21 protein-coding genes are annotated in these 24,346 nt (G+C 40.0%); 16 read left to right on the forward strand and 5 right to left on the reverse strand.

The window, feature by feature from the left end; translation table 11 throughout:
* Positions 1–255 precede the first annotated feature (255 nt).
* Complete coding sequence (locus G327_RS0122070; RefSeq protein WP_019616982.1) at positions 256–942, reverse strand: lysophospholipid acyltransferase family protein; 687 nt, start codon at positions 940–942, stop codon at positions 256–258.
* An 879-nt stretch (positions 943–1,821) separates the two neighbouring features.
* Here G327_RS0122070 and G327_RS0122075 point away from each other — a divergent pair.
* The 4 genes from G327_RS0122075 to G327_RS0122090 all read left to right on the forward strand — a co-directional run bounded on the left by G327_RS0122075 (position 1,822) and on the right by G327_RS0122090 (position 4,958).
* Positions 1,822–2,457, forward strand: a complete 636-nt coding sequence (locus G327_RS0122075; protein ID WP_019616983.1) for a DUF2959 domain-containing protein — start codon at positions 1,822–1,824, stop codon at positions 2,455–2,457.
* A gap of 341 nt (positions 2,458–2,798) precedes the next feature.
* Positions 2,799–3,215: a VF530 family DNA-binding protein gene (locus G327_RS25430; RefSeq protein WP_019616984.1), complete on the forward strand. Its 417-nt coding sequence runs from the start codon at positions 2,799–2,801 to the stop codon at positions 3,213–3,215.
* Positions 3,216–3,279: 64 nt separating this feature from the next.
* A complete protein-coding gene (locus G327_RS0122085) occupies positions 3,280–3,933 on the forward strand; it encodes an SGNH/GDSL hydrolase family protein (protein ID WP_019616985.1) in 654 nt (217 codons plus the stop codon).
* Between the two features lie 542 nt (positions 3,934–4,475).
* Entirely contained in the window at positions 4,476–4,958 is a 483-nt protein-coding gene (locus G327_RS0122090; protein WP_019616986.1) for a hypothetical protein, read from the forward strand.
* A 119-nt stretch (positions 4,959–5,077) separates the two neighbouring features.
* Here the strand turns inward: G327_RS0122090 and G327_RS0122095 are convergent, their stop codons facing one another.
* A complete protein-coding gene (locus tag G327_RS0122095; protein ID WP_019616987.1) occupies positions 5,078–5,317 on the reverse strand; it encodes a DUF1107 family protein in 240 nt (79 codons plus the stop codon).
* A 712-nt stretch (positions 5,318–6,029) separates the two neighbouring features.
* Here G327_RS0122095 and G327_RS0122105 point away from each other — a divergent pair.
* The 3 genes from G327_RS0122105 (at position 6,030) to G327_RS0122115 (ending at position 8,797) form a co-directional block, all read left to right on the forward strand.
* The gene (locus tag G327_RS0122105) at positions 6,030–6,335 is read left to right on the forward strand and encodes a murein transglycosylase domain-containing protein (protein WP_019616988.1); all 306 of its coding nucleotides are present in this window, start codon (positions 6,030–6,032) and stop codon (positions 6,333–6,335) included.
* Between the two features lie 716 nt (positions 6,336–7,051).
* Positions 7,052–7,837: a substrate-binding periplasmic protein gene (locus G327_RS0122110; RefSeq protein WP_019616989.1), complete on the forward strand. Its 786-nt coding sequence runs from the start codon at positions 7,052–7,054 to the stop codon at positions 7,835–7,837.
* Positions 7,838–8,263: 426 nt separating this feature from the next.
* The gene (locus G327_RS0122115) at positions 8,264–8,797 is read left to right on the forward strand and encodes a TrmH family RNA methyltransferase (RefSeq protein ID WP_019616990.1); all 534 of its coding nucleotides are present in this window, start codon (positions 8,264–8,266) and stop codon (positions 8,795–8,797) included.
* Positions 8,798–8,878: 81 nt separating this feature from the next.
* Here the strand turns inward: G327_RS0122115 and G327_RS0122120 are convergent, their stop codons facing one another.
* Positions 8,879–9,277: a VOC family protein gene (locus tag G327_RS0122120; RefSeq protein ID WP_033298833.1), complete on the reverse strand. Its 399-nt coding sequence runs from the start codon at positions 9,275–9,277 to the stop codon at positions 8,879–8,881.
* 507 nt (positions 9,278–9,784) lie between these two features.
* Between G327_RS0122120 and G327_RS0122125 the strand changes: the two genes are divergently transcribed.
* The 5 genes from G327_RS0122125 (at position 9,785) to G327_RS0122145 (ending at position 16,626) form a co-directional block, all read left to right on the forward strand.
* Positions 9,785–11,938, forward strand: a complete 2,154-nt coding sequence (locus tag G327_RS0122125; protein WP_019616992.1) for a family 20 glycosylhydrolase — start codon at positions 9,785–9,787, stop codon at positions 11,936–11,938.
* Between the two features lie 587 nt (positions 11,939–12,525).
* The gene (locus tag G327_RS0122130; RefSeq protein ID WP_019616993.1) at positions 12,526–13,530 is read left to right on the forward strand and encodes an ABC transporter substrate-binding protein; all 1,005 of its coding nucleotides are present in this window, start codon (positions 12,526–12,528) and stop codon (positions 13,528–13,530) included.
* A gap of 57 nt (positions 13,531–13,587) precedes the next feature.
* Complete coding sequence (locus G327_RS0122135; RefSeq protein WP_019616994.1) at positions 13,588–14,478, forward strand: ABC transporter permease; 891 nt, start codon at positions 13,588–13,590, stop codon at positions 14,476–14,478.
* A gap of 1 nt (position 14,479) precedes the next feature.
* The gene (locus tag G327_RS0122140; protein WP_019616995.1) at positions 14,480–15,733 is read left to right on the forward strand and encodes a quaternary amine ABC transporter ATP-binding protein; all 1,254 of its coding nucleotides are present in this window, start codon (positions 14,480–14,482) and stop codon (positions 15,731–15,733) included.
* Positions 15,734–15,852: 119 nt separating this feature from the next.
* Positions 15,853–16,626, forward strand: a complete 774-nt coding sequence (locus G327_RS0122145) for a hypothetical protein (protein ID WP_019616996.1) — start codon at positions 15,853–15,855, stop codon at positions 16,624–16,626.
* A 208-nt stretch (positions 16,627–16,834) separates the two neighbouring features.
* Here the strand turns inward: G327_RS0122145 and G327_RS0122150 are convergent, their stop codons facing one another.
* Positions 16,835–17,743: a LysR family transcriptional regulator gene (locus G327_RS0122150; RefSeq protein ID WP_033298834.1), complete on the reverse strand. Its 909-nt coding sequence runs from the start codon at positions 17,741–17,743 to the stop codon at positions 16,835–16,837.
* A gap of 116 nt (positions 17,744–17,859) precedes the next feature.
* Here G327_RS0122150 and G327_RS0122155 point away from each other — a divergent pair, with 116 nt between their 5' ends.
* From G327_RS0122155 to G327_RS0122165, 3 genes are all read left to right on the forward strand, one after another.
* The gene (locus G327_RS0122155) at positions 17,860–18,714 is read left to right on the forward strand and encodes an SDR family oxidoreductase (RefSeq protein WP_019616998.1); all 855 of its coding nucleotides are present in this window, start codon (positions 17,860–17,862) and stop codon (positions 18,712–18,714) included.
* Positions 18,715–18,832: 118 nt separating this feature from the next.
* A complete protein-coding gene (locus G327_RS0122160; RefSeq protein WP_019616999.1) occupies positions 18,833–19,696 on the forward strand; it encodes a nuclear transport factor 2 family protein in 864 nt (287 codons plus the stop codon).
* 666 nt (positions 19,697–20,362) lie between these two features.
* Positions 20,363–21,760 carry an MBL fold metallo-hydrolase RNA specificity domain-containing protein gene (locus G327_RS0122165; RefSeq protein WP_019617000.1) on the forward strand — a complete coding sequence of 466 codons (1,398 nt, stop codon included), beginning with the start codon at positions 20,363–20,365 and terminating at the stop codon, positions 21,758–21,760.
* Between the two features lie 435 nt (positions 21,761–22,195).
* Here G327_RS0122165 and glgA read toward each other — a convergent pair whose 3' ends face one another.
* The gene (glgA, locus tag G327_RS0122170; protein WP_019617001.1) at positions 22,196–23,668 is read right to left on the reverse strand and encodes a glycogen synthase GlgA; all 1,473 of its coding nucleotides are present in this window, start codon (positions 23,666–23,668) and stop codon (positions 22,196–22,198) included.
* Positions 23,669–24,106: 438 nt separating this feature from the next.
* On the opposite strand from glgA, the gene G327_RS0122175 reads away from it, so the two are divergent.
* Positions 24,107–24,346, forward strand: a 240-nt coding sequence (locus G327_RS0122175) for a transposase (RefSeq protein WP_019617002.1), incomplete at its 3' end; no start/stop codon positions are given.

A 24,346-nucleotide genomic window follows, 5' to 3' on the forward strand; every position in this document is an offset into this window, starting at 1 on the left:
TTTAAATCGCTCATTGTTTTTACGTTTCATTAGAAAATTTAACCTATTAGATCATAACTTTTAATGTCCGTAAACTTGTGTATAAGAGACAGCGCTTTGCGTGGGAATGCATAAGGTTTATCGCACCTAAGCATGATGAGATACAACAGACTATTCAAATAAACATAATTTTTGGTAAAGGGCGCTTATTTTTCCTATCCACATCCACTTTTATTTCTATTGTCTTATCAGACGGAGTAAAACTAGGCTTTTGACTTATGTGATATTAAACCGCGACTTATACAGCTCCTGCAGCGTTTTTGAACGGTCTTTATAATCAATCACGTCGCCAATCACGATGCTGACTTTCAAGTTCTTAGTATCATTCTTTAATGACTCAGCCAAGACAGCATTGGCATTGGTTTTTATAAATACCGGCAATATCGGCAGTCTGTTTTTCATTGCGATGACTTGAGCTCCTTCTTTAAACTCAGCCAGTGTTTGATCACTCTTATTACGCGTACCTTCAGCAAATACACTAATCGAATAACCGTTGGCAGCCTTCTTTTTAATTTCTGTGAAAAATGAGCTCATTTTTCTGGATTCTCTATCCAGCAGGACTGTTCCGGCATTTCTTGTAAACATACCAAAGAAAAACGAATTATAAAGTTCTTTCTTAGCGATCCATAAACTGTTAATTCCCTTATTCTTGAGCGCAATCTCGACAATTAACGGATCTATAATACTTCGATGATTCGACACGATAAGATATTGTCCGCCATGATTAACCTTCTGGATGCCTTCAACATCAACACCAATATTCAAGCGTGATAATAGAATTTCAGCATACTCCAATCGCAACGTTGATATTTGATCAGCGGTGTGGTCACCTCTTAGCTTAAAACCGAACTTATTCGTTAAATAAAGTGCGTATAGTGCTTTTTTAATTTGGTTCAGTGTCAAGGAAGTTCCAGGTAGTTAGTGTAATAAAAGTTGGTGCATCATAGCAGTATAGTACGGGGGCTGGGCTTTAATTTTGACAGTTAATGAAATTGACCTGCTGTTTAGTTACGATTTGCTGCTTGATAGCCCAATTTTCGTTAATTTTTCTATTTTAAAGCAAACTAGGGCCTGTTGATCTTTGAAAATTGCCCCTGTTGAGCCTGAAAGTTTCTCAATCAAGGCGCGAAGAATGAAGTTTAGTGGTTCTAAATGAGTGATGAGCAACGCAGAGTGAGGGATTTTCAGCCTCAACCCGAAGGGCTGGGGCTATTTTGACACTCAGCTTAGTTATCAGTCATTAATGTAGAGTAACTACAGTGTATGACTTCTGCCTTGCTGAGCATAAAAATAGCCTCCAGCAGGAACAAAGAGCAAAGATCAACAGGCCCTAATGCATCAGCAAATTTTTGTATACGTTTTCAAATCCGAACGCAGTTGTTGAAAAATGAATAGCTAACTTGCCAAACTTGTTGCTGTTGGTATCGATCTAAAACGGAGTCGGCTTATGTTGTTCTCATGATCTGCGTAGGAATGCATAGGTTTATTACTTAGCAGCAGGCTGAAACCAGAAATCTTACACGTCGCGTTAAAGTATTTTGATCGTTACCACGAAACTTAATTCACCACAAAATATCTATCTAACTCCATTGTTTTTCACAACACTCTCATCTTTTACTGATAATGTTGTAATCGGATCTAATATTATTTTTAACTATCGGAACGTTTGGCTGCCAGGTTCAAGGTTTTGTGATTTTGGGCGCTTAACTGGCGGCAGTTTTGAAGAGTGTGTATTCTGTAAATACAACTTTAATCTTTCACTTTACTTAAAAGGAAATTCGGATGCCTTATTTGTTAACACTATTTCTCTCAGTTTTTGTGCTCAGCGGCTGCTCGTCAACCTATTACTCTGCGATGGAAACGGTTGGTTACCACAAGCGCGATATTATGGTTGACCGTGTGGAAGAAGCAAAAGAGTCACAGCAGGAAGCGCAGCAGGAGTTCAGCAGTGCGTTAGAGGCTCTCGAAGCTTTAACCCGGTTCGATGGTGGTGATCTGGAAAAAATGTATGAGAATATCAATGGGAAATATGAAGACAGTGAACAAGCTGCCGAAGATGTCAGCAAACGAATCAATGCCATTGAAGATGTTTCAGATGCATTATTTGCAGAATGGCAGGAAGAGCTTGAACTTTATAAGAACGCCAAGCTTCGCCGCGATAGTGAAAAAAAATTAAGACAAACCAAAACCTCTTATACCGCCATGCTTAGCGCTATGAAAAGAGCAGAGAAAAAAATGACGCCGGTTTTAGATGCGCTGCGGGATAATACGCTTTACCTTAAACATAATCTTAATGCCAATGCTATCGGCTCACTGCAGGGGGAATTTGTTGATTTAGAGCGAGATATTGAAGTGGCGATTAAAGAGATGAAGGGTGCTATTTCTGAATCTGATAAGTTTTTGGCTAATTTAAAATAACTTCACAGCGTTTTCTTGCTAAAGCGCTTAGGGGAACATTTCGCCTAAGCGCTTTAGCTCTAGCTATCAGTTGATAGCATCACATTTAAGCTCTCTTTCTCCCCGTTATAACCCGTTTTTCTCAGAGTTAATGACTCTCTTTCTTGTGGAAAACTGTTGGCTCCCTTTTTTGTAATGCTATGGTTGGTGCTATAACCTTTTGTGATATTCTTATTCTTCGAAATGACTTAAAAACTAATGGAAAAATGCTGAAGATGCGTTTTTAATTCTTTGTGCACCAGCAATAGGTGCCGATAATCAGGGTAGTAAGTTCATATCTATAAAAACATGAAGGAGTATTCATGAACCAAGAGGCTCAAAACAATCCGCTAAACGGTCTTGAGTTAGAGGATTTATTAACCGAGTTAGTCGAATTTTATGGCTGGGATATACTGGTGGCAGAACTGCGTTTTGACTGCTTCAGCAGCAATAGCGGCATAAAAGAAAGTTTAATATTTTTAAACAGCACGACATGGGCAAGAGAGAAGCTGGAAGCCTTTTACTTATATCGTTTTAAAGGTCTGCCTAGGCCTTATGATGAGCAGTTTACACTCCCTCCTCGAGAGCGCAGTTTTGCAGCCGGGAGCGTGACAGACACTGCGAACATTTCGGCTGCAGCAGAGCATAAGTCAAACGCAGTACCCAAAGGTAAACAAAATTTCGAGCCCCGCCACAAATCTCCTTGTGATAAAGGATATTGTTCACTCAAGAAAAAATAGCCGGATTCGGGAAGACTTCCTGATTCTATGAGCACTGTACTAAGACATTAATAAGAAAGAACGCATGAAAAGCATATTATGTTTCGGGGATTCAAATACCTGGGGATACTCTCCCGTTGACGGGCGACGTTACAATGAAAATGAAAGATGGCCTGCATTATTAACCAGCCTGCTGCCTTTAGGCTGCCGGATTATTGAACAAGGGCAGCCGGGAAGAACCACGTTCTTTGATGACCCGGCTGCTGGACTTGTGAACGGCAACGACGACCTTGTACCTTGCCTGCAAAAACACCAGCCGGACTATATTGTGCTTATGCTGGGAACAAACGATTTAAAAAGCAGCTTTGCTCAGTCTGCCGACGATATCTCCCGAAATACGGCTAAATTAGTGCTAAAAATCCAGCAGCACAGCACTCAGAATATACAAAAAGCACCAGCAATATGCTTAGTTGCCCCGCCTGTCATTTATGAAGTCGGCTATTTTGGCCAGCTGTTTGCTGGAGGCGCACAGAAATCCAAACAGTTTGCCAGGTATTATGCGCTTCGTGCTAATGAACTGGGATGTGAGTTTTTTGATGCCGGCAGTGTGGTTAATTCCAGCTCGATAGACGGCATTCACTGGGAAGCAGATCAGCATAGAAAGATGGCTGATCAGATTTCAATAAAACTAAAAGCGATGCTTTTATCCTGTTCGCACACTGGCCATAACAACGAGTAAATATTTAAGCTGCAGAATCACGCTCTGCAGCATGTTATCTGCAAGTTTTACACTGCGACAACTGCACGAAAGATAGCGGTGCTTTTCAATATATTTAACTCCCTCCTTTACGTATTACCTTGCTCTGCGTGGGAATGCATAGGTTTGTATTGAGTAAGAACTCCCACAATCACTTTATGCGTTGTTCCCAGCAGCATTATGTAATGACATGTGATTTTTTTATTACAAACTGAACACCTTTCATGTTCAATTTCTATCGATTTCATTGTATCTAAACGCGGTCTTGTATTTGCCAGGTCGTTGATATTTTCAGCTTTTAATATACTGTATTTGCGGCATAATGCACGAAGGTCATAGGACAAAAAGCGCGTAATGATCACTTAGCGAGAAGGTTAACTGCAGTAATATCAGGCATGTTTTATTAACAGTTTGCACAGGAGCGAATAGCTGCGGATTTGCGCAACAAGATATAAAAGAACGTACTTAATATTATAAAAACAACCCCGATAAATTTCCTTTAGAGTAAAAAAGAGATACTTCACATGAAAAAGTTATTGTCTGCGGCTTTATCACTGACTCTCATGCTTTCACATTCTTATGTAAATGCGAGAGAAATCATTAAATTTGGACCATTAACTCTGGGTAAAAATAAATCTGAAGCTTTTATTGAAAATTATACAACGAAAGAAAATGATGGTATCAAATATACATATCCCGATTCTTATGGTTATGTGATTGAGGGATACACTGTAAATCTTGGTCAATATTTTGATTTTATTGAAAGAATTGGACCTTCCAAATTTGGTGTTGAAACTGATGGAAAAGGTATCATAAAGACGATCATGATTAATTTTGACCTTAATGATGAAGAAATACAAAAAAGTAAAAACATATATGAATTTGATAAGTCATTATGTAAAGCGGTAGGAAAATCACTGATAGGTTTTACTATAAATAATCATAAATATCTAAAGCAAATAGTAATGCGTATTGAACCTGCTGCCGGCAGAAGATGTTCTCGTTAAATGCAAAGAAAAGGCGGGTATCCAAAATGTGAGGGGCAGATATTATTTTTTGCTTTAAAAGGCAAAATGCAAGACCAGACCCCTCGATCGTAGGTTTTATTTATTCGATTTACTTATAATTAAACTGCAGCAATTTTGGGCTGCGCAAGTTCATTGACAATCTGATTAATTTCATTGACTACAATCAGTATGCTCTTTTCACTTTTTTGATGCTGATAAGCGGCCACTTTTCCTTCTAAAATTCGTAATCGACCAATACCAACAATATAGATACGGCCATTAAAAAAGGCTTTGGCGAATTTGGCTATTTGACGGGGATGGTATTTTTTAAAGCTTCTTAGCGTTAATGAATTCTTCATACTCAGAGTTAACCCTTTTAATTTTTCAACAGATAAGCATTAATGTGCGTCAGTCTATAATTGATATATTACAAAACAATGAAATATATTCTTGTCCGTGCACATTGCCGTGCAGCTTTAGTTTATCTACTTAGCTGCGCTTCATGCATGCTTAATATTACCCAAATAAAAAATAACTCCTGTTCTTTAAAGAACACTTCCCTCCTATTTACTGAATTTCTAGACAAATAAACAGTGACAGGTCTTTAATCTTGAATCAAACAACTCACTGCAACGCTGGTGGACAGCACTTACTCTTTAATTAAACAGCTCCCTTCGATATATAAGCCTGCAATAACAATAGCTATTACAAAAAGCTCGGCACTCCAAACTTTCATGTTCAACTCCTATCGATTTAATTTTATCTAAACGAGGCGCTTTCATTTTGCTAAGTCATTGATACTTGTACTTTTAATGTGTCTTGTTTGAGGCATAATGCACGAAGGTCATAGGGCCAAAAAATAAGTAAGGCTCACTTACGGCAGTAATATCAGGGGGCTTATATTAACGGCTTGTACAGGAGTGAATCGCTACGGTTTACGCAGGAAGAGACTAAAAAACGGGTTGAATATTATAAAAACACCCCCGACGAAATAGAAAAGGACGTCCGGTCTGCGCTGGTTTTATATTCTGCTCTTGAAAAAATATAGATGATATATGGGGGGAAAAATAGATGCAGCTTCCCGAGCAAAAGAAGTATGTTAAATATACTAATCATTATCAGGATCGGGCTTATATCGATTTTGATAAGGGCATTGTCCGTGTTGAAACAATTGCCAGGTATTCATCTTTAAAACATTTAAAAAGTGCGATTGTCACCACACTGCTGACACCTGACTCTCCTAATGAGGTCGATATCTTTTCATGCAAAGAAATTCCCGAAAACGGCAGGAAAAGAAATCCGGTTGCTGAAGCGCGTCGTTATTTGTATAAGGTGAATAAATCTGAAAAAGAATTTATTCATAGCTGGCAAGAGTAGGGGCCACACTGGCCTCTACAGCGAGTCATCATCAATTGTTTTATTCCTTATGAAAAGATAGGCGCTGTTTGTTCAAAAAGGCCACCTTGGTCTTTGGGGCATATGTTAATGATTATTAAAGGTGTAGATAATAGATACTCCCGGATTTTCCGAAAGTACAATCACTGATGTTTAGATTTATTAAAACTCTTTTTAATTATGAACCTACTGATTAGGAAGCTGCATTTTCTACACTCAACCTCGGTAGTTCCGTTCGGAGCGGCATTTGCATTTCATCGGGTTTAACTGCGCGTCCCGTTGCCAGTACATCACTAACTTAGACTATAATTTGATCAATATAGTGCTCTTATACCATGTCACAAAACTAATTGATCTGCTTTTATATTTGGAAGTACAGTTTAACCGCGCAATACAAGAGGCGAGGCTGAAGCCTCACTTCCTAAAATAGATCATAATATTAAGCGGGTTGGTATTCGCGAGGATTATGCCTCTAAATAAAATTCAATTCCAAGAAGGCATAACATCTTCGAATTATTTGATAACGACGGTACGGATGAATAATGTCGACATGCATTGTTTGATTGGAAGTTTATTGGTTCGGAATGTGCTATGGCATTTTGTGTGTAAAAAGAGGCTTTAAACATTGGCGTAGCTTAAATGATTTAGCATACGTATTAATATCGGATTTGAATTATATTTACGTAAGAGAATATAAGATGAAGACTAACAAAGTACTAATATTTCTTGTATTTGTAGTGTCTTTTAACAGCAGCTTGTTCGCTAATGATTTCATTATATTGGGAACTAATGATCCACCTTTAAAATATTTTGAAGGTGATAGAAGCAATGTAAAAGGAATTGCAGTTGATATTCTAAAAGAAGCTTTAGGTGAAATGGGCATTAATCCTGTATTTAGGATTGTTGACTCAGATTTAAGAATCCAAAAAGAGCTTAGAAATGGTAATGCACAGATGGCTATGCTGTACTCATATAGACAGCATAGAGAGAAATATTTTATCTATTCCACAGAAGCAATTATTAGATTAAGCTGGCATTTTTTTTATCGAACTGAAGATATTAATAAAATACATTATGATTCTTTTGATGATTTTAAAAACCTCCAGGTGGGAATTGTTAATGGGATTACATATACAAATGAATTTATGAATTCAGGGCTTTCTTTTTCTAACCTGCCTAAAAAAGGTTCTGAATTGGAAATGCTTGTCAAACATAGAATTGATTTAATTGCACTTCCCACATTTATTACTCTTACTCAAATCAACAATAAAGGCTTTGAAGATAAAATAACATATTTAAAAAAACCATTAAAAAGCAGATTGTATTACAACGTTTTTGGTAATAATAATGACCAGTATGATATGAGAAAACTTATTTCTATTTACGATCATATAATTAAAAAGATGAAAGCTAACGGGAGAATTAGGCAAATATTCATAAAGCATCTTGGAAACGATATTGATTTAGATGTTCTTTTAAATTAACTAAGGAGTGCCGACTGTATTGACACAGCAGCTTGGCATCATGGATATATTCTCCAACATTCATTTTCATCGTTTTACGTGTTAGATGAACAATATTTAATAACTATTCATTCTTTCTCAAACTGCCAAAAAATCATTCTACTACAGCATTATCTAAACAAGCATTACAGATAAACAGTGCTGAATAGCCTGATTGCATGTAGGGGGATTTAGGCACGATATACTTTTGGATAAAAAAGATCAGCCCAAAGCAGGGGTCTTCAGCCGCTGCTGGGTAATCTTGCAGTGTGATTTAGGAAAGGGACAATAGAATGGCAAAGTCTACGGCAATAAGCATTTGATCTTAGCAAGATAAAGTCGCACAATCCTCACCTGTTCCGCAACGTGCTGTAAGTAATTTGAGTACGTAACAAGAGTAAATAATACATGAATTCAAAAATACAGCTCAGCAAAGAAGAGATTAGAAAAAACAAACCGACACGCGATGAATACTTAAGTAAGCCAAAAATCCCTTTGGTACTGGTATTAGACAATGTTACTAACAGCTACAATATTGGTGCTTTTATTCGCCTGGCTGATGCTTTTGCTATCGAAAAAATCATAGTCTGCGGCGAACTGACTATTTCAGATAAGAAGTTAAAAAAAGCCTCTAGAAATGAAGCTAAATGGGTTTGTATTGAATATAGCGACTGTACCACTTCCAGCTTACAAACCTTATTAGATAAAGGCTATTCTGTTTATAGTGTTGAGCTATGCCATGAGTCTGTTAATTATAGTGATGTTACTTACCCGTCTCCGTGTGCTTTAGTATTAGGCAATGAGCGTAAAGGCGTAAGTGAAGCCGCATTGCAGTTAAGTCATCAACAAATACATATTCCTATGTTCGGCATGGGTAATTCTCTGAATGTTTCAACCGCCGGCGCGATTGTATTAGCTGAATGTGCTAATCAAATTCGGTAACGTTACGCTGAAAGTCAGGAAACTCAAACTTTTTGGAACACAATATAATGGTTTTCCTAGACTTTTCATGCCAATAATTCACTATTCAGGCGCTTTACTTTTATCCCAAAACATCGCTTCTATCTTGTGACCATCTAAATCACGGACAAAACAGCCGTAATAAGCCTCTGAATATTCAGATCTTGGTCCAGGCTTTCCTTCATCAGTTGCTCCAGCTTCAATAGCCGCCAGGTAGAAAGCATGAACTTGCTCTATTGATTCAACATGGTAGGCAAAATGGACACCGTTGGCGATTCCAGCCGGCTGTCCATCGCAAGGCAGCTGCACCCAGAATTCAGGGTTCATTCGCCCATAGGCTGCGCCTATATTTGGAATATCAATAATACGTTTAACACCAATACATCCCAATACGCTGTCATAAAATTCCAAGGCTTTATCAAGATTATTGGTACCTAGCGATACATGTGCTATCAATGGCAATGGTTGATTCGTTGTATTCCCCTTTAATTTATCAAATTAAGTCATTAGCTTGATAGAAAGCTAACTGTCAGAACAGCCGAAATGCTGCCCGTTATTTTATATGACTGTATAAACAACCAGTCAACAAGTGACTGCTTATTGTCACTATTACTGTGAACTGCATTACTTTGGAGACCAACCTTCATCTGATAATAAAATCAGTTAATTCGGCAGCACTCTCGCTTTTACTGCACTTTTTTATGGCGGGATTCTAAAGCTAACTTTTCTTGGTGGGTCAGTGATCTTTGCATTTACTTGGATTGATATTTTTCAAATAAATTTCAAATTGTTATTTACAAGTTAGAAGAAAACCCAAAGATCACTGACACATAACATATAAATATACCTCACCATTTTGTGATAATAATCACCGCAAATTAACATTATTGTCATTATCATCCCTGTAACTAATAAGAGGTGTGTAGTTGACCTTTCGGTTTTATTTATTTTTATACGAGGATTTAGTTAATGAAAAAAAGCATATTAGCAGTAATGATGACAGCAGCTCTGCTGGCAGGATGCAATGAAAATGATGACAAGGAAGTTGTTGCAGTAAATGAAGCACCTAACATAATTCCAACCCTGAATTTTTGGAAAGGGAAAACAGGTTTCACAGATGTGACAGCTGAATCCCGCATCATTATTAATGCTGATGATGCAGCGACGCTGGAAATTCTGCAAGGTACAGCCGGGATTTTCAATGAGGATCTGCTGGTTTTAAACGGTCTGCAGCTTGAAGTCATTGAAAATGGTGGTGAAGGGCAGCCTGGTGACATCGTCTTTAATATTACAGGTTTTGAGCCGCCGGAACATGATCCTGCTGCACACGATGAAAGCTACAACATGGATATCGACGGAAAAATAGTGATCACTGCACCAGAGGTACGCGGTGCGGCTTACGCATCTGCAACATTAAAGCAGATGTTAATACAAGATGCTGACGGTAAAGACTCGCTATTAAACGGCTTGATCCAAGACAAACCTGCTGTCCGTGTTCGCGGTTTTATGCTCGATATGGGCCGCCGCAGTATGAGTGTCGATTTCTTGAAAAATTACCTCAAGTTCATGTCTTATTACAAAATGTCTGAACTGCAGATGCACGTTAACGATAATAAGATCCTGAAAGGAGACGGGCTGCCTGACGATCCAGAAAGCAACTGGTCAGAAGAAACCTGGGCAGACGATCATGCATTGTTTGCTATTGAACTAGAAGATACTGAAGAATTTCCAGAACTCAGCACTATCGCAGCGGAGCATGATCCTGGTAACAATATTTTTGTGCTGTCAATTGATGATGTCAAAGAGCTTCGCGCTTTAGCGGACTCATTAGGTATAGAGCTGACACTTGAGATTGAAGCCCCGGCTCACGCAGGCTCGTTCACTCAAGCCTACCCTGATATTCGCCACCCGGATCTGAAACCTGATCACCTTGATCTGGGGAATCCCAAAACCCTTGAAGTAGTAAAAGCCGTTTGGGATCAATTATCCCCGTATTTTCACAATGCCCACATTGGTGCGGATGAGTACGCCGGCGATCCAACAGACTGGACAGTGCCGAGCACTATTTCAGAGGAGCTTGTTAACTACATGAATGAGATGAATGACTATCTAACCGCCAAAGACTTTACGGAAGTTCGAGTCTGGGGCAACTATGGTCAACTGGCATTCCCGAATCGTGATGCGCTAAGCAAAGAGATAGTGCAGCAGCCTTGGTGGGGACAACCTGCGCAAACGCAGCAGGCCTATGAAGACGGCTTTACACTGATTAATACAAACCACATCTGGTACACAGTACCAACCGCGGGAGCATGTTATCAAGATATGCAGGAGCCTGAGAACATGTACGCAAATTACCGTGTTGACGAATTTGCCGGCTGGGAACGAGATACTAACGAATGGGGCGTAGATGCACCGTTGATAATTGATGTCGATGATCCGCAGTTCCTAGGGGCAACCATTGCGCTGTGGAATGATAACGGTCATTACCAAGAGTACGCTTACTCTGATCATGATCTGCATGAACGTTTACGCAACAAAATCAAGATTGCCGCCCAGAGCATGTGGAGCAATAAAACCGTGCTGCCGTTTGAGAAATTCCAGACGCTGGCCTACAACCTGGGGGAATCACCGTCGTTTACTATAAGTGACAGTGAACCTACAGATAACTTAGCCAGACGTCAGCCGGCGTACAGCTCTAGTTATCAGACGATCACTGAGCAGCCTTACGGCTGCAGCGGCCAGACAGAAGATATCGATATGGGAGAACTGAAGGACATGAACTTCATTGGTCATGCCGGCTCTGCAGTGGACGGTTTCGTCAAGTCCCGCTGGATTGCCGCAGAGAAAGACGGCCCAAGTGCATGGATATCCGTTGATCTGCAAACGCCTGAGTCAATCAGCCGCGTATCGGTAGACTGGGGTGTAGGCTGGGCGTCTGAATACCGTATTGAAACTTCAAACGACGGGGTCACCTGGCAGACAGCTGCAGCGGTTAATGGTGCAGGTGCTAACAATGAAGAAACTTCCTTTTCTCCGGTAACTGGGCGCTTTGTCCGTATTCAAGGTGTTGCGATGGGAACTGAAGAGCCGTATCAAATCCATGACATTCGTATATTCAATTAATATGTACTCAAAATAAGGTGGTTTTACAAGGTCGCAAATGGCGGCCTTTTATTGTATCTGGCCTTACAACATACCTGTTTATCCAATTTTAAAATATCCTGCTTTGTTCCCAATAATCAGCAGGGACAGATCTCGAATCAAACAACTCCCTACGATACATAAGCCAGCAATATCAAAAGACATTACTGACCTTTTGGTTTGTACCGATTCAGAAATAATATGAAAGTATTTCATTAGCTTTTGATTTCCAGTCAAAGATAAATGGAATAATAAAACGGTCCTCAAGCACTTTTTTGAAAATATATATCTTCTCTTTTCCTCGACAAATAGCTTCTTATTTGATGGTTAATATAAGTGATTTTTTCGTAAATTCCTGTGTATAAAATAAGCTTGAGAGTCAATGCAGGGCTACCTTGAACGCAAAGCAAAAAAACATATGTATTAAGTCAATCGAAAGGGTTTTGATGATGTTTTTGCAAGCTGAGCTCAGTGAGAGCAGGCATCTTGTTCAGATTATAATTGACATTTTTGTGTTGAATTACTGTATGGTTAAAGAGAATTAATAATAAATAGGGATATTAATTAATATGCGTAAACTTTTAACTTCATCTTTACTTCTTGCTTGTTCATCAATTTCAACGTCTGCGGCTGCAAGTGAATGCGGCGCCGTTACCATTGCAGATATGAACTGGAATTCCGCCACTTTGATCGCCAATATTGACCGTTTCATTCTTGAGCACGGTTACGATTGTGATGCTGAACTTGTTCCCGGCGATACCATGCCGACAGGTGCGGCCATGATTGAAAAAGGCAAACCAGATATTGCACCAGAATTCTGGAGCAACGCAATGAAACCAGCATTAGATAAAGGGGTTGAAGAAGGGCGTGTTCATTATGCCGGCGTGACACTCTCCGACGGCGGCGAAGAAGGATTCTGGATACCGGCGTACATGGTTGAAAAAGATCCGACATTAGCAACTATTGCCGGTATTAAAGCTAATGCTAAGTTATTTAAACACCCGGAAGATCCGAGTAAGTCTGCATTCATGGGCTGTCCTGCTGGATGGAACTGTCAAATATCAACGTCGCAGCTGTTTGATGCGCTGCATTTAGCTGATTCAGGTTTTGATTTAATTGATCCAGGCTCAGGTGCGGGTCTGTCAGGTTCGATTGCCAAAGCATACGAGCGCAAAGAAGCATGGCTTGGTTATTACTGGGCACCTACCGCGGTATTGGGCAAATACAAAATGGTTAAGGTTGATTTTGGATCAGGCGTCGATGAGAAACATTTTAAAGAATGTATTACTCAAAATGACTGCTTAACACCAAAACCAACTATGTATCCGCCGTCAGCAGTCGACTCGGTTGTTACTGAAGAGTTTGCAAAAAGAGCACCGCAAGTGTTGTCTTACCTTTCAAGCCGTTCATTTACAAATGCACAAATGAATACGCTGTTAGCCTGGATGGAAGATGAACAAGCCGAAGGTGAATATGCAGTTGAATATTTCTTGAAAAATCATGAAGATACCTGGACGAAGTGGGTAGATGTTTCAACAGCGAATAAAATTAAGAAAGCATTAGCAGAACTATAAATAGTTATCTATCAAGCCCGGTGAATCCGGGCTTTTTTGTATTAGGAAATAAATAAAATGTCAGATAAATCATGGCTATCGGAAATCCCACAGCTTGACCGCTACCAGTTATTAAGTATTCGGAAAACACTGGACGGAGCTTATCGCAGCTTTTCGCGTGAGTATGGTGATAGTATTGAATCGTTTTTCGATCCCTTATTGAGCTTTCTTATCTGGTTTGAAAAATTATTACTCGGCACGCCCTGGTGGTTAGTCATTGCGGTATTGGCCGTTTTTGCATATGCAGCAAGTCGCTCCTGGAAGTTAACATTAGGCGTTATTGTCGCTTTTTTCATGATTGGATTTTTCGGCATGTGGGACAATACCATGCGTACCATGAGTATTATTCTTGTCTCCACTATGCTGGCCATTATGATCGGTATCCCGCTAGGCATCTCCATGGCACGCTCTGATCGGGTACAGTCTATCGTCACACCGATACTTGATGTTATGCAGACCATGCCGGCCTTTGTATATCTTATCCCCGTAGTTATGCTTCTGGGTATTGGTAAAATACCGGGTGTTATTGCGGTAATTATTTATGCCGTTCCACCAGTGATCCGTTTAACCAACTTAGGTATACGTCTGGTTGATAAAGAAGTACTTGAAGCAGCCACCGCATATGGTGCCAACCCGATGCAGCGTTTATTCGGTGTACAGATACCTTTAGCCATGCCGAATATTATGGCCGGTATTAACCAGACAATTATGATGGCGCTGGCAATGGTGGTGATAGCCTCCATGATCGGGGTAAAAGGTTTAGGACAACCGGTTTTAAAATCAATAACAAATCAGTATTTTACACTTGGATTATTAAACGGTTTAGCGATTGTTGCACTTGCGATCATCTTTGACCGCATCTCGCAGAGTTATGCAAAACGCACACTGCAGAATTTTGGAGGTCATTAAGATGAGCGACAGCAGTAATGAAAATAAAAAACCATTAATCAGCATTAAGCACTTGTACAAAGTATTTGGTCCAAACGAAAAAAAGATACTTGAGCAGGTTAAAGCAGGTAAATCAAAAGATGACATTCTTGCTGAAACCGGCCATACAGTGGGCTTGTCGGATATTAATATTGATATCTATCCGGGTGAAATATTCGTTATTATGGGTTTATCCGGCTCAGGAAAATCAACATTAATCCGTCATTTTAACCGCTTAATTGAACCGACTGCCGGTGAAATCGAAGTCGCAGGCAGTGATGTAATGAAGCTCAAAGAGAAAGAGCTTCAAGAGTTTCGCCGCAATAAAATGTCGATGGTATTTCAACGTTTTGGTCTGATGCCGCATCGCACTGTACTGCAGAATATCGGTTATGGTCTACAGGTGCAGGGTGTTAAAAAAGCGGTTCGTCAGCAGAAAGCAGAAGAATGGTTAAAGACAGTTGGACTTGACGGTTATGCCAATCAATATCCGGGTCAGTTGTCCGGCGGTCAACAGCAGCGTGTCGGTTTAGCCCGTGCGTTATGTACAGATGCTGATATTTTGTTAATGGATGAAGCTTTTTCTGCGCTGGATCCGTTAATCCGCAGTGAAATGCAGGATCAGCTGATAGAACTGCAGGAAAAACTTCATAAAACTATTGTGTTTATTACCCATGATCTGGACGAAGCATTACGTCTAGGTGACCGCATTGCTATTTTGCGTGACGGCATATTAGTGCAGCAGGGCGAGCCTGTTGATATTCTACTTAACCCTGCGGATGATTATGTCGAAGCTTTTGTTAAAGATGTAAACCGTGCCCGAGCTTTAACGGTTGAAACCGTAATGCAGCCGCAGATCTGTCGAATCTCCAGTGAAACGATAGGTGAGGCCGTTTTACAAATGCGTAAATCAAAACATGATTATGCTTATGTTGTTAATGATGACGGTTATCAAGGGGTGATCACGCAGGATACGCTGGAGAATGTAGAAAAAAGTGATTACAGCAATGAGATTGATCCGTCTTTGTTAGAGGATGTACCTTCAGTACAGAACGATGCATTACTGGAAACGGTGATCCCGGATATGCTGGATAATGAGCTGCCGCTGCCGGTATTGAATGAAGATGGTGAAGTAGAAGGGAACTTATGTCGTTCAACGCTCGTTGACGTCTTAAGTGAACAGCCCAATGTTGAAGAAAAAGAAAAAGAAAAAGAAAAAGAAAAGAGTTACGTTTAGCTGTCCAATTTAAACTGCAGATATAAACACCATGGAATATTATCCATGGTGTTTATATATAGATATTAACCAGCACTCGGCTTTTATTATCCTTTATATATTAAATAGACGGCAGCACAATGAAACTTTATAAACTATTTTTACTTGGGTCCTTACTCGCTCCTTCCTGTTATGCATTAGATAAACTTGAACTATATAATGATGATTGGCATGGGGAGCTAAAATATAGAGTCGTTAACGGACTTATTGATGACTCAGAAGCTCAACTGTATCAAACGATTGATAGTCTTGGCTCTGCTTGTGATGAGTCACAAAGAAAACCCACAGAGCAATACTTTATTAAGTGCATTAGCCCAAATGCCTATCCCATGGTTTCGCAAATGATTGAAGCACACGCTCAATTTTTATCAGAAGGTGATACTTTAAATATGTGGGCAAGAGGTGTTCTTATCAGAGCCGGATTCGATACTGATAAAGCCGATCTTGGTTACGATTTTTCTAAATATTATGATCAGTTAAATGAAAAGACGGATACTCTGGTTTCCTGGTCTTTAGCTTTTAACCATGCCGTTGCAAAATATCCGAAACTATCTCAATTTAGCATTCATGGTGGAGTAGATGAGAAGAAGCTGCGTTTCAGTATTGAAAATGGCGGTCTTTATGCCGAAGATTCTCATATGCTTTTTCAGTTTATACTTTTGAAATTATTAGCTGCCCTGCAGGCTCCTAAAGCGCTGAATGTAAATTCAGATGCTTATATATGGTCGACTGTTGCGCTCAAAACCAAGGATACTTGTCAGAAATCTAAAAAATGTTATTTTTTATGGCAAGAAGGTAAGTCGGTTTACGAAATCGAAAAATTTTTAGATAAATATAATGCTAAGAATAATTGATTAATAACGGCAGAAAATAAAGAACAATCAGCAAAGGGTGGTTGTTTTTTATTAAATGATTTAGCAAATCACCGGCAGCCTGGCATACACACAAAACAGAAGCAGGGTGGTTAGACTACCCTCTCTGGCATATCGTTAACACTAGCTCCCATGCTTCGCGTGGGAATTCATAATATGAACCCATAGTTATTGAGCGAATAGCTCCGTATCAATCGGCACAGTGAAGAGAGGCTAAAAGCGCACCTTCTCGTTTGAGAAAATCTATCAAGGTACGTGTTCTTAGCGGCATCAAAGCCTTGTTTTGATACACGGCATACAAAGGAATGGTTACGTCATGAACGCTTGGGAGGATTCTGACCAACTCACCACTAGCTAACTCATGCTTAACCGCAAAGTCTGGTAAAAGACCAAATCCCATATGATTGTTCAGGAATTCTTTCAGTGAATTAGTGGTGCGAACCTGCACTTTGGGGGGGATACTCAGTTTTACCACCTCTCCTTGTGACGACTTTAACACCAGCTGTTTATCACCATGCACAATATTGTGACTCACCCAGTCGAGTTTTAGCAGATCTTGCGCTGACTGCAGCTTATCAAAACGTTTTAGGTACTCGGGTGAAGCACAAAGAATGTCATCAAATTCACCGATCTTAGTGGCATACAGGCTGGAATCTTCGAGCGCCGAGGAAGCGCGAATAGCGATATCACAGCGGGATTCTATCAAGTTGATATAGCTGTCACTTTCCATAACATCCAGCTTAATTTTCGAGTACTGGTTGAGAAACTTACTTAAGAGGTTAATGTATGAAGCACTGCCGAACGGCAGTGAAATTCGTATTAGACCGCTTGGCTCGCTGCTGAGTTTCTGTGCCTCATTGTTGGCCTGAGCCGCTAACTCCTGAATCATTTGACACTTTTTGTAATAACTCAACCCAGTGTCTGTGAGTGATAAAGAGCGCGTTGTGCGATGAAGCAGCCGTGTATTTAATTCCTGCTCAAGCTTGGTGACTATCTGAGAAACTCGTGCTTTGCCAATCCCAGACTGTTCCGCAGCTCTGGTAAAAGACTGAGTTTCAACCACCTTGGTAAATACCATCATGTCATCTATCGAGATCATTTTATATACATAGTTTAGTTACGGTTAACTATGAGTTTATTTCAGAGGTGATTATCAATCAACCACTAAATGATATATTTATTCCACACAGTAAATAAACGAATGGAGTTAGAAATATGATTGTTGTAACGGGTGCAACTGGCCAGCTAGGCCGTCTAGTAATCAAGCATTTAATCAGCAAAGTAGATGCTTCCAACATTATTGCGGCGGTTCGTACTCCTGAAAAGGCAGGCGATTTATCTGCCTTGGGTGTGCAGGTGCGTGAAGCGGATTATTCAAGACCTGAAACGCTAAAAACTGCGTTCGATGGGGCAGAAAAAATTCTTCTTATCTCATCAAGTGAATTAGGCCAAAGAGCAGAGCAACACATTAATGTTATAGATGCGGCAAAAAACGAAGGTGTATCTCTTGTCGCCTATACAAGCTTGCTACACGCAGACACATCTCCTTTGGGATTAGCTGCAGAGCACATTGAAACAGAAAAATATTTAAAAGAGAGCGGAGTGCCGTTCGTGCTGCTTCGCAATGGCTGGTATACAGAAAACTATCTTGCGAGTGTAGCGTCTTCTATTGAGCATGCAGCGTTTATTGGTAGTGCAGGCAAGGGAAAAATAAGCTCTGCAGCGCGGGAAGATTATGCACAAGCGGCCGCAGTGGTCCTTACCTCAGAAGAGCCTCAAGCTGGAAAAGTTTACGAGCTGGCAGGTGATCAGTCATACACGCTCACTGATCTTGCGGCTCTAATCAGCCGGGAATCAAGTAAAGAAATACCTTACGTGAACCTTCCGGAGGATGAGTTTAAAGGCGCACTTATTGGTGCAGGACTGCCTGCTCCATTCGCCGCACTGCTTGCAGATTCTGATACTGGTGCTTCGAAGGGCGGATTATTTGATGAGCAGGGGGAGTTAAGTAGTTTGACTGGTCGTCCTACGACAAATCTAAGTGAGATGATCAAGGTGACTCTTGCATAATTAAGTACCTTTTTGCTCTGTTCTATTTTACTTATAGGGCAGGGCTTTTGTTTAATATCCAAAATCTTAGAACAATAATGCTTGCAGACAGTGAGCCTAACCATCAGGAAAATTTAAAATGGAATTGAAAACTTCTTTTATCGCAGCAGCAATGCTTACAACAGTAACGATGCTCAGCGCATGTGGCAGCACAGCAACTGAGTCAAATGACCCAAAGGTAAACAGCCCAATGAAAGAAACAGCAATGGAAGCACAGGATGCTTTTTTTAAAGATTTTGACGCCGTAGAAATGAAAAAATATTTCCGCGAAGATTATATTCAGCATAACCCTCACGTGCCGACAGGGTTGGCGCCTGCACTTGGTTTTCTACCTGTGTTAAAAGACGCAGGAATAACCTATAAAACCCATCGATTATTAGAAGATGGTAATTTTATTATTATGCATAATACCTATGATAATGCTGAAGCATTTGGTGCTAAAGAAGTTGTTACTTTTGATGTCTGGCGTATGCAGGACGGTCAAGTAGCAGAGCATTGGGATGCAGTCTCTCCAGTGGCAAAGGAAACGGCGAGTGGCCGCTCCCAGTTTGACGGTCCAACACTTGTCACTGACACAGATAAAACTAAAGAGAATAAGCAGCTGATTGCCGATTTTATGGAAGATGTATTTTTTGGCAAGGCCCCTGAGTACATCAGTACAGAGCAGTATGATCAGCATAACACTATGGTTAAAGATGGTTTAGACGGCCTGAACGAAGCGCTTGCCTATTTAGCATCTCAAAACAATATGTTTGAGTACCATAAAGTTCACCGTATTTTGGGTGAAGGTAATTTTGTATTAGCGCAAAGCGAAGGGCGATGGAATGGTAAAGCACAAGCGTTCTACGATTTGTTCCGTATTGAAAATGATAAAATAGTCGAGCACTGGGATATTATCCAAGAAATTCCCGAACAAATGGCACACGATAACGGTATGTTTTAAAGATATGCCCGTTACCAATCATAATGCATTTATCAGCCGTCAGCTCGGACACTAAGACAAGGCGCAACATGATGACCTTTCGAGAGATTAACCCCGTTAGTCCTCCCAGTGGCTAGACCTATATGTTATTAACGGGGTTAATAAATCATTGGCTGCATTACGCGGTTATATGATATTGGGAGAAAACCCTAAAAAAACTGAATTAATGAAGTCTCAACATAAAAAATTTAGCCCTATAACTTATCTATGTTATAGGGCTAATTTTTAGTAACTCGTCCTGGTTTAGTACAACTTCCTCTAGCTGCCGGCGGGTCTAATCATCGAATAATAAAGTACTTTAGTATATAAATACCTTAATACAGTATCATTCAGACTTGCCCTGTAATTCATAATATATTTACAATAAATCGGCAGGGGGTATTTTTTTGTAAAAAAAAGTCAAATTAAAGAGCTGAGGCGTTCGCAAGTCAGGTTTCAATTCAATTAATCATTTCATTGCTAAAAGGTTTGCCTGTCGTGCATTTTATGTTTTTTTACAGATTACAGTACCTTCTTTTAGTCCTGCTTAATGCGCTGTATTTTCGGTGTAAGTAATGACTTTTTATCTGTTGTCACTCGTGTAAACCTAAGCAATGCTATACTTAAACGTATAAATGAGGATTGTTTATGGCATACATTCAATCATTTCGTGCTGCTGAAACGGTTACTGGTTCGTGCCATCTTTTACATCTGAAAAAAGGGCCTAAAATTCTGATTGATTGCGGTTATTTTCAGGGCCGCGATGAAATGAGGATCCTGGAACCTTTTGATTTTGATCCTAAACAAGTCGATATTCTATTAATCACTCATGCCCACCTTGATCATATTGGCCGCATTCCTAAACTGGTCAAAGAAGGATTTGACGGCAGAGTGATCGCTTTAAGGGCGACTATGGATTTGGCTGAGGTCATCTTAATTGACAGTGCAAAAATTGCAGAGGAGGATTATAAAAGCGCACTTAAAAAGGCTAAAAGATCGGGTCAAGAAAAATCACTTCGCCCTCCAGTCTATAGTATTGATGATGCTAAAGCCGTGTTTGATTTAAGCATACAATATGCCTGCTATAATAAAGCAATTCAGCTTGTACCCGGCGTAAAAGTTTCCTTTAGAAACGCAGGGCACATTCTCGGATCTGCAACTATTCAAATAGAATTTACAGAAGAAGGGCTCTCAAAGTCGGTTGTTTTTAGTGGTGACTTAGGCAGCCGTAAAGATTTAATAATGCCGGCACCGTCCTTTGTTAAACGAGCTGATGCTCTTTATATTGAATCGACCTATGGTGATCGTGATCATCGCTGCTTACAAGAGACCGTAGACGAATTTAAAGAGAGCATCATCAACACGTTAGAAAATCAAGGAAATGTGTTGATCCCGTCCTTTGCAATTGAGCGGACTCAAGAGATTCTCCTGATCCTTAAGCAGATGTATTACAACAAAGAACTTCCCGTCTGCAAAGTATTTCTAGATTCCCCGATGGCCATACGTGCCACACAAATCTACACCAATTATCACGGTGAATTAAATGCTTCAGCCAATAAACAGCTTTTGCGTGACGGCGCTATATTTAACTTTCCTTATCTTCAATACTCACTAAAAGATAAAGACTCCATGCTGATTAATAAGGAGGAAAGCGGCTGTATTATTATTGCCGGCAGTGGTATGTGTACCGGCGGACGAATTCTGCACCACTTTAAACACCGGCTATGGGATCCTCGTAATAGTATTTTATTTGTAGGTTATCAAGTGCTGGGCACGCAGGGGCGCCAAATGATAGACGGCATAGAGTCTATTCAGCTTTATCATGAAAATATCCGCGTGAATGCCAAAATACATATGATTAACGGCTTTTCAGCTCATGCTGATCAAAGCGATCTGCTAGCCTGGATGGAAGAGTTTGAAAAACTCGATAAAGTGTTTTTAATTCATGGCGAACCTGATAAACAAGCAATTTTTACAAAAGCTATTAAAGAACGGCTGCATAACCCCGTCCATATTGTTAAATATAGTGAAAAAATTTACATTTAGACGCACGAAGCTTGTCCTTATCGAAGGTTGCAACGCTGTATTGGTTTTCGATCTAGCGCCCCACAGGGTAAGCCGGAGCTGAAGCACCGGTTCCGGTGTGCGCGGCTGTCTCTTTGGAGCAGAGGTTTTAACCTCGGATTTTTGGCGTGGTATTAGTAAGACATGCCGGAGTTGAAGCCACGCTTTAGGTGTATTTGACTGTCTATTTAGAGCTTTAGATGTTCAAATTATTGGTTCATTTGTACCCCAGTGAGCCAGATGCTTGACGCGCAAACACCTCCAAAACGGTTTAGAAAACTTCAATGAAGCGGCCAAATCCACTTGGCCGCTTCATACACTGCCTGTTTATTCTTAAAATACTTTAATAGGCAGCATGCGTGATTCAACTAATCTTTCTACAGCGCATCGGCTAGTAACACTTCCGGCAGTCTGTAATCAGAATCTAGTATTCGCATGTTGATATAATTCTTCGTATTCGACAGCCGTGTGATGCCATGAGAAGTCTGTCGTCATACCATTCGTTATCATTTTCTTAAATGCGGGTTTATCATTACGGTATACAGAAGCAGCCCATCTCATTGTGTCCCTTAGTGCCGCCGGATACAGATCGTAAAATTTAAACCCGGTTGCGTTATTGATATTTTTAGCTGAGTAGTTGCTTACAGTATCTTCAAGGCCGCCAGTTGATCTTACAATAGGTACAGTGCCATATTTCATGCTGTACATCTGATTAAGCCCGCAAGGCTCGTATCTTGAAGGCATAACAAAGAAATCTGAACCTGCTTCAACCAAGTGGGCAAGTTTGTTGCTATAGCCAATATGGCATCCGAATCTATCCGGATATGCTTTGGCATAATCAGCTAAAGCAGCTTCTTGCCACTTCTCTCCAGAGCCAATAATTACAAATTGAACATCATCCTCTTTGAGCATCTCATCTATACATGTAATAAAAACATCTAGTCCCTTCTGATGGGCAAGTCTCGAAACGACGCCATAAAGAGGAACATCAGGCCGTACATCTAGACCGAATTCTTTTTGAAGTTCCGTTTTGCATAAAGCTTTACCGGCGAGATCGCTGGGTGAGAAATTGTAAGGGATCAACTTGTCTGTTTCAGGAGCCCACTCGTTGACATCGATTCCATTTATAATGCCGCGCAGTTTACCTTGTACAGCTCTGTGCTGAAGAGGGTGATCTAAACCAAATCCGTACTCAGGAGATAGAATCTCTTCTGCATATGTAGGGCTAACGGTTGTAACCATATCTGATGTCAGCACACCCGCTTTTAAAAAGTTAAGTTGATCGTAGAATTCAAAGCAATGGACGTTAAAATACTCCCAGCCAAGCCCTGTCCAGTAAAGGTTAGACTTATTAAACACACCTTGGTAGCCAATATTATGAATAGTGATTATTGATTTTGTTTGGCTAAAATTAGTGAATGTATTGTACAGATCACTTTTTAAATAGACGCTGCACATAGCAGTATGCCAGTCATTTGAATGAAGGACATCTACTTTAATATCTAGCGCAAGTACAGCCTGCATGATTGCTCTGCTTAGGAATATAAAGCGTTCAGCATTGTCTGAATATTCATTGCCGTCCCAGTCATATAATTTAGGGCGATCGAAAAATCTATCAAATTCTATAAAATAAAAAGAAAGGTTATCACTGATTTTGTGCCTTCTGATTTGAGCCCACTCTTCTCCATCTCCCAAAGGCACACCCAGCAGCTCATATACGCACTCTGTATCATCACATTTTTCAGCCATAACCTGCGGGTAATAAGGCATGAAGACTGAAACATTGTGCCCGTTTTCAGCTAGAGCGTATGGTAAAGAGTATGATACATCTGCTAATCCGCCTGTTTTAGCGTATGGTGCAGCCTCACTTGTTGCCCAAACTATATTCATTATCTTTACCTCAAATATTAACTTATGTATTGATCGGAGTCGCTCTGCGACAGAAACAAATCACCTGACTAACTCTTAAGTAAGCCAATGATGATTTTTAACTGAGAGGTTACTATGAAAAGTGAAGAACAGAAACACTTTGAAGCTATATATTTTTAGTTCAGACTCTTGAAGCAGTAGTGCAGTAAAACAAACTATACGATATTAGACTTTGTGAACAGAGTACAGGCTAAAATTAGCCATACAGAAGTTATGTTTTAAGGAGAAATTATTGTTTAGTTCAACAATAAACATAGATAACGAAATAAAATTCTTAAAAAAGATTATATAACTTTTATGGCGAAATAATTTAAATCTATTAAGGATTGCTAGTACTGACGTGGTTTAATTGATACGACTAACCCAGTTAAGACATAATTGATTTAACTGGAGATTTAAATGAAAAAACGTAAAACCTATTCAAAAGAATTCAAACTTGATGCCATTTCACTGGTAAGAGAGCAAAATTACAGTATTGCAGAAGCGTCAAGAAACTTAGAGGTTAGCGCTCAGATTCTTGGTCGCTGGATCAAAGAAGCCGAAAATGATGATGGTCATGCATTTAGAGGGAACGGCAAGCTGACACCTGAGCAGGAAGAAATCCGAAAATTAAAAGCTCAAGTAAAACGCTTAGAAATG

Origin of the sequence: Psychromonas ossibalaenae ATCC BAA-1528 (assembly GCF_000381745.1) — a bacterium.
Classification (GTDB): domain Bacteria; phylum Pseudomonadota; class Gammaproteobacteria; order Enterobacterales; family Psychromonadaceae; genus Psychromonas; species Psychromonas ossibalaenae.

Bases quoted from the DNA above. Each gene is read 5' to 3' on its own strand.
- G327_RS0122105 (WP_019616988.1), top strand. From the start codon at position 6,030: ATGCAGCTTCCCGAGCAAAAGAAGTATGTTAAATATACTAATCATTAT.
- G327_RS0122095 (WP_019616987.1), bottom strand. From the start codon at position 5,317: ATGAAGAATTCATTAACGCTAAGAAGCTTTAAAAAATACCATCCCCGT.
- G327_RS0122150 (WP_033298834.1), bottom strand. From the start codon at position 17,743: ATGATCTCGATAGATGACATGATGGTATTTACCAAGGTGGTTGAAACT.
- G327_RS0122130 (WP_019616993.1), top strand. From the start codon at position 12,526: ATGCGTAAACTTTTAACTTCATCTTTACTTCTTGCTTGTTCATCAATT.
- G327_RS0122115 (WP_019616990.1), top strand. From the start codon at position 8,264: ATGAATTCAAAAATACAGCTCAGCAAAGAAGAGATTAGAAAAAACAAA.
- G327_RS0122090 (WP_019616986.1), top strand. From the start codon at position 4,476: ATGAAAAAGTTATTGTCTGCGGCTTTATCACTGACTCTCATGCTTTCA.
- G327_RS0122085 (WP_019616985.1), top strand. From the start codon at position 3,280: ATGAAAAGCATATTATGTTTCGGGGATTCAAATACCTGGGGATACTCT.
- G327_RS25430 (WP_019616984.1), top strand. From the start codon at position 2,799: ATGAACCAAGAGGCTCAAAACAATCCGCTAAACGGTCTTGAGTTAGAG.
- G327_RS0122140 (WP_019616995.1), top strand. From the start codon at position 14,480: ATGAGCGACAGCAGTAATGAAAATAAAAAACCATTAATCAGCATTAAG.
- G327_RS0122110 (WP_019616989.1), top strand. From the start codon at position 7,052: ATGAAGACTAACAAAGTACTAATATTTCTTGTATTTGTAGTGTCTTTT.
- G327_RS0122135 (WP_019616994.1), top strand. From the start codon at position 13,588: ATGTCAGATAAATCATGGCTATCGGAAATCCCACAGCTTGACCGCTAC.
- G327_RS0122155 (WP_019616998.1), top strand. From the start codon at position 17,860: ATGATTGTTGTAACGGGTGCAACTGGCCAGCTAGGCCGTCTAGTAATC.
- G327_RS0122075 (WP_019616983.1), top strand. From the start codon at position 1,822: ATGCCTTATTTGTTAACACTATTTCTCTCAGTTTTTGTGCTCAGCGGC.
- glgA (WP_019617001.1), bottom strand. From the start codon at position 23,668: ATGAATATAGTTTGGGCAACAAGTGAGGCTGCACCATACGCTAAAACA.
- G327_RS0122145 (WP_019616996.1), top strand. From the start codon at position 15,853: ATGAAACTTTATAAACTATTTTTACTTGGGTCCTTACTCGCTCCTTCC.
- G327_RS0122165 (WP_019617000.1), top strand. From the start codon at position 20,363: ATGGCATACATTCAATCATTTCGTGCTGCTGAAACGGTTACTGGTTCG.
- G327_RS0122160 (WP_019616999.1), top strand. From the start codon at position 18,833: ATGGAATTGAAAACTTCTTTTATCGCAGCAGCAATGCTTACAACAGTA.
- G327_RS0122125 (WP_019616992.1), top strand. From the start codon at position 9,785: ATGAAAAAAAGCATATTAGCAGTAATGATGACAGCAGCTCTGCTGGCA.